The organism is Paenarthrobacter sp. NPDC089675 (assembly GCF_044749185.1).
In the GTDB taxonomy this organism is placed as follows: domain Bacteria; phylum Actinomycetota; class Actinomycetes; order Actinomycetales; family Micrococcaceae; genus Arthrobacter.
This window is the reverse complement of the sequence record NZ_JBIVHM010000007.1, coordinates 142,494-157,767: the sequence shown is the minus strand read 5'-3', so window position 1 is coordinate 157,767 and position 15,274 is coordinate 142,494. Positions and strand designations below refer to the sequence as shown.

General features: G+C 62.4%; 14 protein-coding genes and 3 tRNA genes. 11 read left to right on the top strand and 6 right to left on the bottom strand.

Annotated features, from left to right (window positions below; genetic code table 11):
- The first annotated feature begins 21 nt into the window (after nt 1–21).
- Nucleotides 22–94: transfer RNA gene (locus tag ACIPY2_RS15960), tRNA-Asn, on the top strand.
- A 115-nt stretch (nt 95–209) separates the two neighbouring features.
- Nucleotides 210–282, top strand: a tRNA-Asn gene (locus ACIPY2_RS15955).
- A 44-nt stretch (nt 283–326) separates the two neighbouring features.
- Here ACIPY2_RS15955 and ACIPY2_RS15950 read toward each other — a convergent pair.
- The 5 genes from ACIPY2_RS15950 to ACIPY2_RS15930 form a co-directional block, all read right to left on the bottom strand.
- Nucleotides 327–734, bottom strand: coding sequence for a hypothetical protein (locus tag ACIPY2_RS15950; protein ID WP_400267361.1), 408 nt, complete (start codon nt 732–734; stop codon nt 327–329).
- Nucleotides 735–797: 63 nt separating this feature from the next.
- Nucleotides 798–2,081, bottom strand: coding sequence for an alpha/beta hydrolase (locus tag ACIPY2_RS15945; protein ID WP_400267360.1), 1,284 nt, complete (start codon nt 2,079–2,081; stop codon nt 798–800).
- Nucleotides 2,082–2,103: 22 nt separating this feature from the next.
- On the bottom strand, nt 2,104–4,533 hold the full coding sequence (locus ACIPY2_RS15940) for a bifunctional lysylphosphatidylglycerol flippase/synthetase MprF (protein WP_400267359.1): 2,430 nt from the start codon (nt 4,531–4,533) through the stop codon (nt 2,104–2,106).
- A 152-nt stretch (nt 4,534–4,685) separates the two neighbouring features.
- Nucleotides 4,686–4,865, bottom strand: coding sequence for a hypothetical protein (locus ACIPY2_RS15935; protein ID WP_400267358.1), 180 nt, complete (start codon nt 4,863–4,865; stop codon nt 4,686–4,688).
- A gap of 54 nt (nt 4,866–4,919) precedes the next feature.
- Nucleotides 4,920–6,149, bottom strand: a complete 1,230-nt coding sequence (locus ACIPY2_RS15930; RefSeq protein WP_400267357.1) for a multidrug effflux MFS transporter — start codon at nt 6,147–6,149, stop codon at nt 4,920–4,922.
- A gap of 173 nt (nt 6,150–6,322) precedes the next feature.
- Here ACIPY2_RS15930 and ACIPY2_RS15925 point away from each other — a divergent pair, with 173 nt between their 5' ends.
- From ACIPY2_RS15925 to ACIPY2_RS15900, 6 genes are all read left to right on the top strand, one after another.
- Complete coding sequence (locus tag ACIPY2_RS15925; protein ID WP_400267356.1) at nt 6,323–7,171, top strand: phage holin family protein; 849 nt, start codon at nt 6,323–6,325, stop codon at nt 7,169–7,171.
- A gap of 86 nt (nt 7,172–7,257) precedes the next feature.
- A complete protein-coding gene (locus ACIPY2_RS15920) occupies nt 7,258–7,881 on the top strand; it encodes a CDP-alcohol phosphatidyltransferase family protein (protein WP_400267443.1) in 624 nt (207 codons plus the stop codon).
- Nucleotides 7,881–8,783 carry a DMT family transporter gene (locus tag ACIPY2_RS15915; protein WP_400267355.1) on the top strand — a complete coding sequence of 301 codons (903 nt, stop codon included), beginning with the start codon at nt 7,881–7,883 and terminating at the stop codon, nt 8,781–8,783. The genes ACIPY2_RS15920 and ACIPY2_RS15915 overlap by 1 nt, the downstream gene beginning before the upstream one ends.
- Before the next feature lie 110 nt (nt 8,784–8,893).
- On the top strand, nt 8,894–10,090 hold the full coding sequence (locus tag ACIPY2_RS15910; protein ID WP_400267354.1) for a glycosyltransferase: 1,197 nt from the start codon (nt 8,894–8,896) through the stop codon (nt 10,088–10,090).
- Nucleotides 10,091–10,174: 84 nt separating this feature from the next.
- Nucleotides 10,175–10,248: transfer RNA gene (locus tag ACIPY2_RS15905), tRNA-Ile, on the top strand.
- A 174-nt stretch (nt 10,249–10,422) separates the two neighbouring features.
- Nucleotides 10,423–11,613 (top strand): acyl-CoA dehydrogenase family protein, encoded by a 1,191-nt coding sequence (locus tag ACIPY2_RS15900; protein WP_400267353.1) that lies wholly within the window; start codon nt 10,423–10,425, stop codon nt 11,611–11,613.
- 46 nt (nt 11,614–11,659) lie between these two features.
- Here ACIPY2_RS15900 and ACIPY2_RS15895 read toward each other — a convergent pair whose 3' ends face one another.
- Nucleotides 11,660–12,178 carry a M23 family metallopeptidase gene (locus tag ACIPY2_RS15895; protein WP_400267352.1) on the bottom strand — a complete coding sequence of 173 codons (519 nt, stop codon included), beginning with the start codon at nt 12,176–12,178 and terminating at the stop codon, nt 11,660–11,662.
- 402 nt (nt 12,179–12,580) lie between these two features.
- Here ACIPY2_RS15895 and rpsB point away from each other — a divergent pair, with 402 nt between their 5' ends.
- The 3 genes from rpsB (at nt 12,581) to pyrH (ending at nt 15,245) form a co-directional block, all read left to right on the top strand.
- On the top strand, nt 12,581–13,426 hold the full coding sequence (gene rpsB / locus ACIPY2_RS15890; RefSeq protein ID WP_400267351.1) for a 30S ribosomal protein S2: 846 nt from the start codon (nt 12,581–12,583) through the stop codon (nt 13,424–13,426).
- A 123-nt stretch (nt 13,427–13,549) separates the two neighbouring features.
- Complete coding sequence (gene tsf / locus ACIPY2_RS15885; protein WP_400267350.1) at nt 13,550–14,386, top strand: translation elongation factor Ts; 837 nt, start codon at nt 13,550–13,552, stop codon at nt 14,384–14,386.
- A gap of 121 nt (nt 14,387–14,507) precedes the next feature.
- Entirely contained in the window at nt 14,508–15,245 is a 738-nt protein-coding gene (gene pyrH, locus ACIPY2_RS15880; protein ID WP_400267349.1) for a UMP kinase, read from the top strand.
- Nucleotides 15,246–15,274: the final 29 nt, after the last annotated feature.

Sequence of the window (15,274 nt, the reverse complement as noted above, 5' to 3'; positions counted from 1 at the left end):
TTAAGCTAATTACCGCTTCAATCCTCCGTAGCTCAATTGGCAGAGCATTCGACTGTTAATCGAAGGGTTACTGGTTCAAGTCCAGTCGGAGGAGCGTGCAATCCCCCCGTTCCGCGACTGCGGAACGGGGGGATTTTTTATACCCCCAGGGGGTATGGGGTCCGATTTCGTTTTTCGGCCCGGCCCTGTTAAGCTAATTACCGCTTCAATCCTCCGTAGCTCAATTGGCAGAGCATTCGACTGTTAATCGAAGGGTTACTGGTTCAAGTCCAGTCGGAGGAGCGCACGAATCCCGCACCGGCCTGCTGCTGGTGCGGGATTCTTTTTTACACGAAGTCCATTTCCACCTGCAGGAAACGCGAGGCTTCCCCGACTGCGGCCAGGAAGGCCTCTTGTTCCGTTGGCGGCGTTCTGGGATCCCTGGGATGCCACTCGTGGGGAGCTGAGTAGACGCGGGTGAAGCCACCACCGGGTGGGGCGTAGAAAATGCCGAAGCGCTGGACAGGCCACTCGGGGGAAGTTTCCGGAGCCACCAGCAGGGCCGCATCGGCGTCGGGGTTGTACCACTGGGCGATGGGTCGGCGCCTGTCGTCCGTGAAGAGACCTGCCGCGTATAGGGCTGCCGATTGCGGGCTCGTCACGGAGCACAGCCTGTCCCACCACAGCGGCAGGATGCGTTCATCCCGTCGCTGCCAAGGTGCCGGAAGCGGCTGCAGCTCTTGCCAATGTGGCACATATCAACTTTATCGTCCGCGCCGTATGCGCAACAGGGGCGGGTGCGGCGAGGGGGACGCATTTCAGGGCGATAGACCCAGCCGGGGGTACAACACCTCGAAGCCCTTGGCCAGGCCCGCGTTCAGGGCGATCCCCACATGTCCGCCGTTCGGCACCTCGTAATAGGTCACGTGCATCCCGGCGGCCTTGGCAGCAGCCGAGACAGCCTTGGCAGCGGCCACGTAGACCACGTCGTCCGATCCCGCCGTGAACACCGCCGTGGTGTCCGGGAATTGCTTCCCCTTCATGATGTTGATGGGCATCTGGGCGTTGTACGCCGCCTGGTCTCCCTCGAAGATGTCCGCAAGGTTCCCCGCCGGGTCTTCTGCGCCGGGATATTCCTCCCCGGAGATGTCCACCACGTTGCCCCACATCTGCGGATACTTCACGGCAAATGAAATGGCACACTGCCCGCCATTGGAGTACCCGGCAATGGTCCAGTGGTCCCGGTCAGGAAGGATATTCAGGTTTGCCTTGGCCCAGTTCACCACGTCCACGTTGATGTATTTCTCCACATTCCCGTACGTGGGAGTGTCGAGGCAGAGAGTGTCGTCTTCATTGGGTCCGATCTGGTCCGCAACGATCACGATCGGGGCCAGTCCGTTGTTCCTGGCGGCAAAGTCATCCAGGGCTGCCGCAACGTATTGCGGGTCGGGGAGGCCGGGCTGCCCCATCATGAGCACGAACAACGGCAGCTTCGGAGGATTGGCGGTGAGGGCTGCCGGAGGCAGATAGATTCCCGCGGGGCGGGCATTGAAGCCTGAATCCGTGGGAGGGATGACCTGGGTGCCCACCTTTCCCGCGGCAGGCATGTTGGCCGGCGGCTGCCAGTTCCGCCACAGCGGGCCGGAAGGGACACGCTCGTCGGGGTTTGGCTTGGCCAGCTTGATGGGGTCCTGGGTGGGAATGCCCAAAGCGGATCCCAAAGTGTTGTTGAGGCCAAACTCCATATTGATTCCAAGCGCACTCACCAGCACGAAGACCGGGATGGAGAACGCCGCGGCGACTTTCCGCCACCGGGGGCTGTGCCGGAACGTGACCACTGCCAGTCCCAGCGCGGCGAACCCGCTGATGGCCCAGAACCAGACCCTGGGAGTGAGGCCCACATGGAAAACATCCAGCACGTCCTCCACCAGCCATACGGTCAGCCACCCAAGGACGGCGGCCGCGGCGATGCCCAGGATTGCCGTGACGGTCCAGCGCGAGGACGGGCGTAGGAGAAGGAGCAGGAACATTCCGACCCCCACCGCTACGGCGACTGTCATGACCACGGGGCCGGTGATTTCGAGTTTCAGGAGCTCGTTCATTGCGACTGTTCCGGTCCCGCGATCATGCGGCGGGCTCCCTTGCCACCATTTGCCGCAGCAGGCCTGCGCTCTGCGTGGGGGAGAGCCCGGGGAGGTAGGCGGAGCCGACCGCCAAACCTATTGCCGGAAGCGACAACGGGTCCCGGTAGTACATGTACAGCGTCCGGTGCTCGGGCTGGAATCGTGACTTGAATGCCGCGAGTGACTTGAAACCGTACATCGGTTCCAGCGCATTGCCCAGGAGGGCGAGGACCCGGTCCAAGGTGCTGTGGTCGCCTTCGGCAGGGACATCGGCCGCGTTGGCCAGCGGGGAACCGGACAGGGAAATCTGCGGTACGTCCTCCCTGAAATGAGTGACGGCGGAGGCGATCAGGAACTCCATGACGCCTTTGAAACCCGTGGTGCGTCGGCGCATGAAGTCCAGGGTCCAACCAGTCACGACGCCGTCCGTGAAAACCGGCAGCCAGCTGGTGACGCCGTGGACCAAGCCGTCGTCGTCCACCGCGACGCAGCACAGCACTTCCGGGTCCTTCAGTTCGTCCAGGCCGCCGAGGGTGAACCCCATTTCGGGGAGCGCCTTGTCTGCCACCCACTCTTCGGAGATTTCGGACAACTGCGCCCGGATCCCCGGCGGCATCTGGTTGTAGTGGTGCCAGCGGTCCCTGATCGAGAGCTTGTCCGCCCGGTTAAGGGCGGTCCTGACGTTCTGCCATTCCTTGCCTTTGAATGTCATGGTCCGGACATTCAAGAGGGTTTCCTCGGCCACCTCCAGCTTGCGGAAGCCGCGGGCGAGAAGTGGTTCGTCGAGCTCGTCGGTCGCCGAATAGAAACATGGTGTGAGGCCCAAGGACGCACAATGTGCAAGGAATCCTGTCGCAGCATCAGCATGGTGTTGCCTCACGCCGAACGGGCCGGCAACTGTCAGGGCCACGCCATTATGGACCTGGTAGGCGATGCCCGCCCTCCGGTCCCGGGTGAACCAGTACCGGTTGTTGTCCCACAGCGCCATCCACGACAGCGAGCCGCCGCCGTCGTGGATCAATTCCCGGGCGTGTCCGAGGTCTGCTTCCGGGTCGGTCGCCAAAGCGCGGAACCGCTGGAAGTTGCCGAGGACAAGGAAGAGGATGGCCAGCCAGATGACGACGCCTCCCAGTCCGTAGATGACAGTACTGAACAAGCCCTGGGGGAGCTCAGTGACGAACGGCAGGGGGAAAGGAACCAGGATATGCATCAACTGGCCCACGAGGTCCCACGGGGTTGAACGGTCCGGATTGCCCTCCATGAACCAGAAGAGGATGTACAGCGTCACCGCGGCAGTGGTCATGGCCAGGGTGGTCACGCCGAGGATGCGGTAGCCGGCGTCGCTGGACTCTACCCGGAACTTGTGGCGGTTTCCCCACAGGAGTGACGCGATGATGAGCGGGGCGAGGATGGCCGGGACGGCATACAGCAGGAGGAATCCCGTGTCTTCGCTGCCCAAGGTTACTTCCGGGTCCGTCACGTACTGCACAATCGTGAAAACAGTGACTCCTGCCAGGTAGAGCTGTATAGCCAGCGTCAGCCTGTACGCAAGGCGGCGACCGCGTCGCAGCCCTTCGGCGCACACCAGCAGCAACAGGACAGGAATCACGCTAAGGATGGTGGCGCCAAAGCTCCGCACACCAACGATGCTCTGGAGCGTCACGCAGCTTTTGTCGTTGTCGCAGGCTTCCTGGACCTCGTCCACGGTGGGACTGGCCTGCAACATGACCTGCGAAACCACGGAGAGGGGCCCGACTTCCAGCGTGCCCGTCAACTGTGTCAGGAGGGGACCCAAGGCAAAGACGCCCACTACTGTTCCCACCAGGAACCGGGTCTCCCGAAGACTCGACGAATGGAAGGATGCCGCGCGCCGCCGCAGGAGCAGCGACTGGACCGCCCAGCCCGCAAGGATGCCGATCACGGCTCCGGCCAGCGCTTGGAGGGTTTGCGCCACACCCACGAACAGGGCGAACATCAGCGTTGCAGCCAGCAACCACGTCCTGATTCGACGTCGCCACAGGGCCTCAAGCGCCGCCGTCGAACATCCCAGAGCAGCCGCGGCGCCACCATAGGCGCCAACCACGTATTCGCCGCCGAGGAAGCTGAGCCATTGGTCGCTGTTGTCTGTGCCGAACTCCACCAGCGCCACCACCACCAAAGCACTGAGCGCAGTTCCGGCTACGAACGAAGCCAGGGCCAACCAAGGCCCCATGGTCCGTTCGGCAATCCCCACTCCCACCAGGATTGCCAAGGTGCAGGCCAGGTAATCCAGCAGCGAAGTCGCGAAGAACCCCGAGGTGAAGATCGACCACCATGGCCCAGGCTCCACTGCCAGGCCCAATCCCACCTGCTCCAGAAGCGGTTCGCCGGGTCCGGCCACGAGGCCTGCTGAAAATGCGCCCAAGGCCAGGAAAACGATGATGAGCCCCACGGCTACCGGCAGTCTTCGGAGGGCCCGTAGACCTCGGGTGGTGCTCTTGTGACCCAGAGCCGTCCTCATGCGATGTCCCCTCCAGCGGCAAGCGCGGGTAATCCCGGCTGGCCACCATTCTGCCCTGCCGGGCCACCGAAGGGGAGGTCCGGCTAGTCGTGTTTCCAGGGACCGGGGTTCACACGGTAGAGCAACGCGGATCCGATGACCGCTCCCAGGAGGGCGCCGAACAAGGCGCTTCCAGCCACACGGCCCAGCAAAGCTCCGACGACGACGCCCAGCACGGCACCGAGGAACAGCCCCCGGCCGTTGCGGTGCGGTTTTTTCGTCATGGTGAACAGCCTACGGTGCTTGGAGGGGCACGCGTTTCGGCGTGCGGACGGGCCCTAGTGAATGGAGGGGACGGTTCGCGGCCTGACCACCAGCCACAAAGCAACAATTGCCCCGGCGATGCAGACCACTTGGACGGAGCCCATGGGCACCGCGGAACTGACACCCAGCCAGCCGACCACCGGAGGGACGATCCCTGCCATCAGGAACTGCGCGGCGCCAAGCATGGAAGCAGCTGTTCCGGCCTGTGCCCCGTGGTTGGCAAGCGAAAGAACCTGGACGCAAGGGAACATGAAACCCGTGGCGCAGATGTAGAACCACAAGGGGATAAGGATGCCCCAAAGCCCGACGTGCAGGAGGTCCAGCACAATGATGAGTGCGGCCATCAGCAGCAGGGTCAACGTGGCACCCGCAACGATCCACTGCGGCGCAACCCGCCGGATCAGGCGCGAACTGATCTGGACGCCTGCAACAATGCCAAGGGAGTTGACGCCGAAGAGGATGCCGTATTGCTGCGGCGAGAAGTGGTAGATGTTCTGGAAGAGGAACGTTGAGGCCGAAAGATAGGCAAACAGGCCACCGAAGTTCAGGCTTCCCACCATCAGCATGCCCACGAAAATACGATCCGTCAGGACCTTCTTGTAACGCTGGCGAACGGTGATGTCCGATGTCCCGCGCCGTCCCGCAGGCAGGGTCTCCTTGATGAAGAAGATGGAAGCGAGGATCACCAGGCTGCCGTAGCAGGCCAGGAAGTAGAAGATTCCGGGCCAGGGCAACACCAGCAGCAACTGGGATCCAATGATGGGGGCGAGGATGGGTGCGAGTCCGTTCACGAGGGACATCCGCGAGAACATTCGAACCATCGCATAGCCGTGGAACAGGTCACGGACCATGGCCATTGCCACCACGCCGCCGCCCGCTGCGCCGATTCCCATCAGGACGCGGAACAGGGACAGCAGCCCGATATCCGTGGACAAGGCGGCCCCCAGTGACGAACCAATGTGCAGGGCGGTGGCCAGGATCAGGGGAAGGCGCCGGCCGAACTTGTCGCTGAACGGGCCCACTACCAACTGGCCGAGACCGAAACCGACTGTGGTACCCGTCAGTGTGAGCTGGATCGCCGCTGCCGACACGCCGAAGCTTTCCTCCAAAGCCGGGAATGCGGGGAGGTAAAGGTCCACCGTAAACGGTCCAAGGGCAGTCAATGCGCCAAGGAGGAGGATGTAGACAAGCTTCTCGCGTCGGCTGAGGGAATCTCCTGGAGCGGTGGTGTGCGTCACGATCATCTATCCTATGGCCGTCACATCATATTTATGGATGACCTTTGGGCGCGCCGCGTTGTTGGCGGCGGAAGTCGAGCCGGAACCTGAATGGTAGTTTTGAGGACAGGTGCCCGCGGCGTGCGTTTTGCCCGCGTTCGCCCGTCACGAAGCCCAGAGGAAGCAGTTAGGCGGAACCCATGAGTGGACGTCACACCAGCCGGACCGGTAAAGGCCCGGCTATCCGTACTTTGCCGAAGACCCTCAAGCTTGTTGCCCGGTTGGCCCCGAGGCAACTGAATGACGAAATTGCGCTGGCCAAGGTGGAGCTCAAACGCAAGGCCACCCAGGTGGGCGTTGCCGGTGCTTTCTTCGGTGTCGCCGTGGTCTTCCTGGCACTCTTGGTGATTGCCCTGGTGGTTGCCGCCATCCTCGGGCTCGCCACGATCATGCCCGGTTGGTTGGCGGCATTGATCGTTGCAGCCGTTTTCCTCATCATCGTGGCCCTGGGAGCCTTGATCGGCGTCGCCAAGTTCAAGAAGGCCATGCCCCTCGTGCCGGAAGACACCATCCGCGGCATCAAGCACGATCTCGGTATTGCCAAGGAAGGTTCGGCTTTCGACGAGTCCATCCTGGATCCGAACTCGCCGGCAGCCAAGGCAGCGAAGGCCGCGAAGCAGGCCGAAGCGGAGAAAGCCAAGGCGGAGAAGGCAGCCAAGGATGCGGCCAAGGAAGCCGACGCCGCCAAGGCGCCCACCGAGGCCGAACTGCGTCGCCGCCTGGATAAGCGACGCGAGCACCTGACCGGCGTACGCGATGAACTGGGCGAGCAACTGGACGTCAAGAAGCAAGGCCAGGCACTCCTGGACAGCGCCGGCCAAAAACTTCAGGAAGGTCGCGAGTACGCCGCTGCAAGGTTTGCTGCGGTCAACGAATCCGTGTCTGAAGACCTGACGGGCCGGATAGCCTCCCGGTGGAAGGATCTCGTGGCTTTCGCTGCGGCCGCCGCCGTCTTCGTGGTTGCCCTGCGAAAGCTGCTGAAGAAGTAGCGCAAGCTGCCGAAGATGTAGCGGGAGCTGCTGGCGTGGCAGCACTCTGGCGCATCGGGAACATGGAAACGAGGAAGGGGGACATCATGCGGTTGATCGGTGCCGGTTCACGCGCTGACCGTCCCCAAGTGGACCATGACCTCATCTTCACGGTTCCCAACGTCCTGACGGTCCTCCGGTTCATGGGCGTTCCCTTGTTCGTGTGGCTGGTCCTGTCGCAAAGGGAATACGGCTTCGCCGTGCTGGTCCTCGTGATCATGGGAAGCACCGACTGGGTGGATGGCTACATCGCCCGGCGCTTCGACCAGACGTCCAAGCTCGGGCGCGTCCTGGATCCAATGGCTGATCGTGCCGCCCTGATAGCTGTTGCCGTGACCCTGGCGATCGCCGGCGTCGTGCAGTGGTGGTACCTTGCCGCGCTTGTGGTGCCGGATGCCATCCTGGCCATCGCCTCCTTGATTTACTTCCGCAGCCACCCGGACCTGCCGGTCAGCATCATCGGTAAGATCCGCACCGCCCTGCTGTTGGTGGGCACGCCGCTGCTGGTTCTTTCGAAGCTGCAGGTGCCGCTCGCGGACGTCTGTTTTGCAGCCGCGTGGACCTTCCTCACCCTCGGGCTGGTGGGTCACTGGATTGCTGCCTGGAACTACTTCTGGGCCATCCTGCGCAAGGGCAAAGAACTGCAGTCCGACGGCGGCGGGAACGGTTGATGGTCTGGCTTGCGGTTTCCTTGGCGGTACTTGGTGCATTCTTCCTTGCCGTGGGTGCCCAGCGACAGGGCAGCGCAGTCAAAGCCGATACCGGCGGACTGGCGCTCAGCTCCAACGGGTTCCTTCGACTCCTTCGCAATCCGCGCTGGATGTTCGGGCTTTTGCTGCTCTGCCTTGGCATGGCCTCCAATGCCATCGCCCTCGTCTCCGCCCCGCTGACGGTGGTCCAGCCCATCGGCGCCATCGCTTTGGTGATCACCACCGTGGTCAACGCCAAGGACCAGGGGCTCAGCATCAACCGGGCCACGGTCGTCGCCATCTCCGCCTGCGTGACGGGCTCGGCGCTCTTCGTGTTGCTGGCCGTTTTTGTCACCCAGGAGAACCACCACGTCAGCGGTGACGACGAGCTCACCATCGTGCTGCTCCTGGCACTGGCGGTGGGGTTGTTCGGTACCCTTGCCGTCCTCTTCAAGCACCGGATGAGTGCCTTCATCTACATCCTCGGTGCCGGGGTGCTGTTCGGCTTCGTGGCCGTGTTGACCCGCATCATTGGCAAGCACTTGCTTGATCCGAACGGGCTTTTCCTGCTCAACGTTCAGTGGTACACCCTGATAGCCATTGCCGCCGCTGGAGGCCTGGGTTCCTGGTTCGTGCAGAGTGCCTACTCCAGTGGTCCGCCGGACCTGGTGATCGCCGGATTGACCGTGATCGACCCCATGGTGGGCATTGCCATCGGCATTGTGATCCTTGGTGAGCTTCGTCCCGATGTCCACGCCGTGATGGCCGTTTCCATGGCTGCGGCGGCCGTCCTTGCTATCGTGGGGGTTATTGCCCTGAGCCGCCATCACCCGGAAGTCACCAAGCGCAAGAAGGACGCCAAGGGACCAAGCCGGAAGGCCTAGGGCAGTGCAGCATCTTGCGCCACCGCCTCCGCGGTAAGGCAAAACCGGCGACACCGCAGCATTGCCACCTCTCATGCTGTCCGCACCGTGACCATCAGGAGTTCTCCATCGTGACCATTCCCGACACCAACAAACCCCTCACCATTTTGATAGCGGCGGATACCTACCCGCCCCACGTCAACGGTGCAGCCCAGTTCGGCTACCGCCTGGCCAAGGGAATGACGGCGCGCGGTCACAACGTGCACGTACTGGCCTGCCGGCAGGACAAAGGGAAGAGCTTCACCGAGTTCAGGGATGAAGCCACCGTCCACCGTCTCCGTTCACACAGCGTGCCGACCCACGAGTACTTCCGCATCTGCTTCCCCTGGGAAATCAAGAAGGAAATCAGCCTGCTGTTCGACAAGGTCCAGCCGGATGTGGTCCATATCCAGAGCCACTACATGATCGGCGAACACGTGCTTTACGAGGCCGTGAAACGGGGCATCCGTATTGTTGCCACCAACCACTTCATGCCGGAAAACCTGAACCCCTTCCTGCCCTTCCCGCAGTGGTTCAAGGACATCGTCGGGCGGATTTCGTGGAAAGACATGGGCAAGGTCATGGGCCAGGCGCACGTGGTCACCACGCCCACACCCCTCGCCGCCAAGGCGATGCACCAGCATGCCTTCCTCCGGAAAGTCCTGCCCCTGTCCAACGGCATCGATTCGGCTGCTTACGAGTTGCAGCCCGGCGAAACGATCGAACCCCATGCCCACCCCACTGTCCTCTTCGCCGGGCGGCTGGCCGAGGAGAAGCACGTTGACGTGCTGATCGATGCAATCGCAAAGACTCCGCGTGAACTGAACGTGCACCTGGAGATTGTTGGCGGCGGCGAGGTCCGGCCTGCCCTGGAGGCACAAGTGGCCCGGCTCGGCCTGGGCAACCGCGTGAAGTTCCTGGGTCTGGCCAGCGATGAGGAATTACGCGAGGCGTACATCAAGGCCGATATCTTCTGCATGCCAGGTACGGCGGAGTTGCAGTCCCTGGTGACACTCGAGGCCATGTCTGCCTCCACTCCCGTGCTCCTCGCGGATGCCATGGCCCTGCCGCACCTGGTCCGCGACGGCGAAAACGGCTTCCTGTTCACGCCGAACAACAGCACCGAGCTCGCGGCCAAGATCACCAAACTGGTTGAGCTTCCCGAGGACCAGTTGCGGGCCATGGGCAAGGTCAGCCGCGAGATGGTGGAGCCGCACAGCATCAACGGCACGCTGCAGACTTTCGAGGACCTCTACAGGGGCGCAAGCTACGACGACAAGGTGTTGTGACCAAAGCACTCCTTCCCAGCTATTAGTATTGCTAGAGTGCTTTGCCTGGCTGGCCCGCTTTGATGCGGCCCGGCCGGGCAACACGGGGCTATAGCTCAGCTGGTTAGAGCGCGGGACTCATAATCCTAAGGTCCTCGGTTCAAGTCCGAGTAGCCCTACATTTCACGGGAGCCGTGGTTGACGCGAAGCGTCGGCTACGGCTCCTTTGCTGTCCGGCGCCATTGCGGGTTCCATGTCGATTGGGGTAAGTTACTCATCAGTAACATATACTCACCGGTAACTTTTACTGACTCGATGTGGTCATTGTGGACCACTCCCGTAAAGGAGAGACAATGCCCAACCCCTCCATTGACCCCGCAAACCTTCCCTACGCCGACGGGGACTTCTACGCCTTCGAGCAGATGCTGACCGGCAAGGAGCAGGATCGCCTGGCGGAAGTCCGCGAGTTCCTTGCCCGCGAGGTAAAGCCCATTGCCACTGATTGCTGGAACCGTGCGGAGTTCCCCATGGAATTGATCCCCAAGCTGGCTGAACTGGACCTGGTGAGCCCGGTGCGCAGGCAGGGCTACTCCAACCTCTTCGCCGGCATGCTCCATGCCGAAGTGACGCGGGCCGACGCATCGATCGCCACCTTCATGGGAGTTCATGACGGCCTCTTCACGGGCTCCATTGAAGCGCTGGCCTCGCAGGAGCAGCAGGACGCCTGGCTGCCGGACATTTATTCCCTCAAGAAGATCGGTGCCTTCGGCCTGACTGAGCCGCTTGGCGGTTCGGACGTTGCCGGCGGCACCCGCACCACCGCGCGCCGCGATGGTGACAACTGGATCCTCAATGGCGCAAAGCGCTGGATCGGCAACGCCACCTTCTCCGACTGGGTGGTCATCTACGCCAAGGATGTTGCCGACAATCAGGTGAAGGCCTTCCTGGTGGACACCTCCCTGCCGGGCTACGCGGCCAGCAAGATCGAGAACAAGATCTCGTTGCGCACGGTTCAGAACGCGGACATCACCTTGGACAGCGTAGTGGTGCCGGACTTCTTCAAGCTGGCCAATGCCAACAGCTTCCGCGATACCAACAAGGTCCTGAAGGTAACCCGCTTGGCCGTTGCCTGGCAGGCTGTGGGCCTTCAGCTTGCTGCCTTCGACGTCGCCCGCAGCTATGCCGTGGAGCGGCTGCAGTTCGGCAGGCCGTTGGCGGCTTTCCAGCTGGTCCAGGACCAGTTGGTCCGGATTCTTGGAAACGCAGTCGCATCAATGGGCATGATGGTCCGCCTGGCCCAGTTGGAAGATGCCGGGGTCGCCAGGGATGAGCAGTCGGCACTGGCCAAGGCTTTCACCACGGCACGCATGCGGGAGAGTGTGGCGCTCGGACGAAGCATCCTCGGCGGCAACGGGATTGTCGCCGATTACGGCATGGCCAAGATCTTCGCCGATGCGGAAGCAATCTACTCCTATGAGGGCACCTACGAGATCAACACGTTGGTCACTGGGCGCGCGATTACCGGAGTCTCGGCGATCGTCTGATCTTTTCGCCCTTGCTTGCCCGCCTGCGCCCCTCTCTCCTCGCTGCTCACCCGAGCGGCAACAGGATGGAGGGGCGCAGGTCTTCAACCAGCGTCAATGGATTGATGTAATCCTCTCCCCGCCGGACGCCCCAATGCAGGCAGGCGTCCGCGCAGTGTTCCGATCCCACATGGCCGTCCGGGACCGAGCCGATCACTTGTCCCTTGGTGACTTTGTCTCCGGGCCTCAGGTCGCTGTCCACCGGTTCAAAACTGCTCCGCAATCCATCCCCTTGGTCAATGGTGAGGACGGGCCGGTCAACAACGACGCCGGCGAAGGTCACCACGCCGTCCGCCGGCGCGGTGACCTCCTGCGCAGTGGTGCCAGGGCCGGCGTCGTGCGCTATCCCGAGGTCAACGCCCCGGTGCCCGCTGAGCCACGGCTTGTCCGGAGGGTCGAACTTGTGCACGACCTCCGGTTTGGGGGAGAGGGGCCAGGCCCAATGATCCTGTGCCGGCGCCGGGGTTCCTGACGGGCCTGCCAGCAACGCGGCGAGAAGCACTGTGATTGGCTTTTGGAAGGTCATGGACCAAGCCTTTCGGGAGCGGACTGCAAGGGGCAGGTCCGAGGTCTTGTATGTGGACAACCGGCCCCCGCCGTGGGTCAGATCCGCTGGTTCGCTGTAGTACACTGGGTGGAGCAGTTTGCTGTGCCCTCAAGCTTTTTCAGGAGCATGTCTCATTCAGATGTGCGGGGGCCTCAGGCTGACTACGCGTATCCAGCCCTCCACCAGCGAAGCCTTGTGGCTTCAGGCTGCGGAGGATTGTGCCTCCTGCGGTCCGGCCATGAACCCATGCCGGATGGGAAGTGCAAAGGATGCCAGGAGCCGCGCCCGTCCGGGCAGCGGCTGAACAACCGTCAACTATTGGCAGGGTAAGAGCAGCCCCATGGGCTCTCTCATGAATGACCTGCCGGAAGGAGCGTCGGCATGCCCGTCGTAACCATGCGCCAGCTGCTTGACAGCGGCGTCCACTTTGGACACCAGACCCGTCGTTGGAACCCGAAGATGAAGCGCTTCATCTTCACCGAGCGCAACGGCATCTACATCATTGACCTCCAGCAGTCGCTGTCCTACATCGACCGCGCCTACGAGTTCGTCAAAGCTACTGTCGCCCACGGCGGCACCGTCCTGTTCGTCGGCACCAAGAAGCAGGCTCAGGAAGCAATTGCCGAGCAGGCTACCCGTGTTGGCCAGCCTTACGTGAACCAGCGTTGGTTGGGCGGTATGCTCACCAACTTCCAGACCGTTGCCAAGCGTATCCAGCGCATGAAGGAGCTCGAAGAGATCAACTTCGAGGACGTCGCCGGCTCGGGCTACACCAAGAAGGAGCTCCTGCTCCTCAAGCGCGAACTCACCAAGCTTGAGTCCAACCTCGGTGGTATCCGCAACCTGACCAAGGCTCCTTCCGTTCTGTGGGTTGTTGACACCAAGAAGGAACACCTTGCCGTTGACGAGGCCAAGAAGCTGAACATCCCGGTTGTTGCCATCCTGGACACCAACTGCGACCCGGACGAAGTCGACTTCCCGATCCCGGGCAACGACGACGCCATCCGCTCCGTCAACCTGCTGACCCGCGTTGTTGCCGACGCCGTTGCTGAGGGCCTCATCGCCCGCAACCAGCGCGCAACCGGCACCACCGAGGCTCCCGAAGAGCCGCTGGCTGAGTGGGAGCGCGAGCTCCTCGAAGGCAGCAAGGCTGAAGCAGCCGCCGCTGAGGCTCCTGAAGCAGCCGAGGCTCCCGAAGCTGCAGCCGGCGAAGCCGAAGCCAAGTAACTCCGGACCTTCCCTGAAGCAGGCAACTGCGTAGGGGTCAACTGACAGGATGGCGGCCCACCTGGGTGGGTTGCCGTCCTTCAGTTACGTAAACACATAAATTTTCTAGACAGAGGGGTTCACATGGCGAACTACACTGCTGCTGACATCAAGGCCCTGCGTGAGCGCACCGGCGCCGGCATGATGGACGTCAAGAAGGCTCTTGACGAGGCCAACGGTGACGCCGAGAAGGCCATCGAAATCATCCGCATCAAGGGCCTCAAGGGTGCTACCAAGCGCGAAGGCCGCTCCACCGCTGAAGGCTTGGTTGCTGCCAAGGTCAACGGCGGCGTTGGCGTAATGATCGAGGTCAACTGCGAAACCGACTTCGTTGCCAAGGCTGACAAGTTCATCCAGCTGGCTGACAAGGTCCTCAACGTTGCCGTCGAGTCCGGCGCTGCCGACCTCGAGACCCTGCTCGCCACCGAGGTCGACGGCAAGAAGCTCGCCGACGTCGTGATCGAAGAGGGCGCTGTCCTCGGCGAAAAGGTCGTTGTCCGCCGTATCTCCCGCGTTGAGGGCACCACCGTTGACGCTTACCTGCACAAGACCTCCAAGGACCTCCCGGCCCAGGTCGGCGTCCTGTTCGCTGTTGACGGTGAAGGCGAAGCTGCTGCCACCGCCGCACACGACATCGCCGTGCACGTAGCTGCAATGGCCCCGAACTACCTCACCCGTGAGGACGTTCCGGCTGAACTCGTTGAGTCCGAGCGCCGTATCGCGGAAGAGACCGCAAAGGCCGAGGGCAAGCCCGAAGCCGCTCTCGCCAAGATCGTGGAAGGCCGCGTGACGGGCTTCTACAAGGGTGAAGTCCTGGTTGACCAGGCATTCGCCAAGGATTCCAAGAAGACCGTTGCACAGGTCCTCGAGGAAGCCGGCGTCAAGGCAACCGCAGTAACCCGTTTCCGCGTCGGAAACTAGCAAGTCATGAAAAGGGGTGGTCACTTCGGTGGCCGCCCCTTTTTCATGCACCCGTCCGGGTAGTACCTGCACGGACCCACCGCACGATAATCTAGCCAAAGTCCACCAACGGGAAGGCACCATGGAAACCGTCAATACTGCAATCCAGCCCGAGAAGACCCGCCGTCGTGTACTTCTGAAACTTTCCGGCGAGGTCATCGGCGGAGGCAAGCTCGGCGTTGATCCTGAGACTGTTCGCGCGATCGCCAAGCAGATCGCTGCCGCCGTCTCCGACGTTGAGGTGGCCATTGTGGTGGGCGGAGGGAACTTCTTCCGCGGCGCCGAGCTCTCCCAAAGCGGCATGGACCGCTCGCGTGCCGACTACATGGGCATGCTCGGCACGGTCATGAACTGCCTCGCCCTCCAGGACTTCCTGGAGCAGGCCGGCGTCGAAACCCGCGTCCAGAGCGCCATCACCATGGGCCAGGTTGCCGAGGCCTATATTCCCCGCCGTGCCATCCGCCACATGGAGAAGGGCCGAGTGGTCATCTTTGGAGCCGGCGCCGGACTGCCGTACTTCTCTACGGACACCGTTGCCGCGCAGCGCGCCCTCGAAGTCCATGCCGATGTTGTCCTGATGGCAAAGAGCGGCGTTGACGGCGTCTACACGGCAGACCCCAAGAAGGACCCGTCCGCTGAAAAGCTCGACGTCCTCAGCTACGACGACGCCTTGCGGCGCGACATCCGCGTCATGGACCAGACGGCCATGACGATGTGCAAGGACAACAAGCTTTCCATGGTGGTATTCGGCATGGAGGGCGAAGGAAACGTTACCCGCGCCATCCGTGGTGAAACGCTGGGGACCCTGGTTACGCCGTAGCAGCCGCTAGGATATTTTTAGGACCGTCC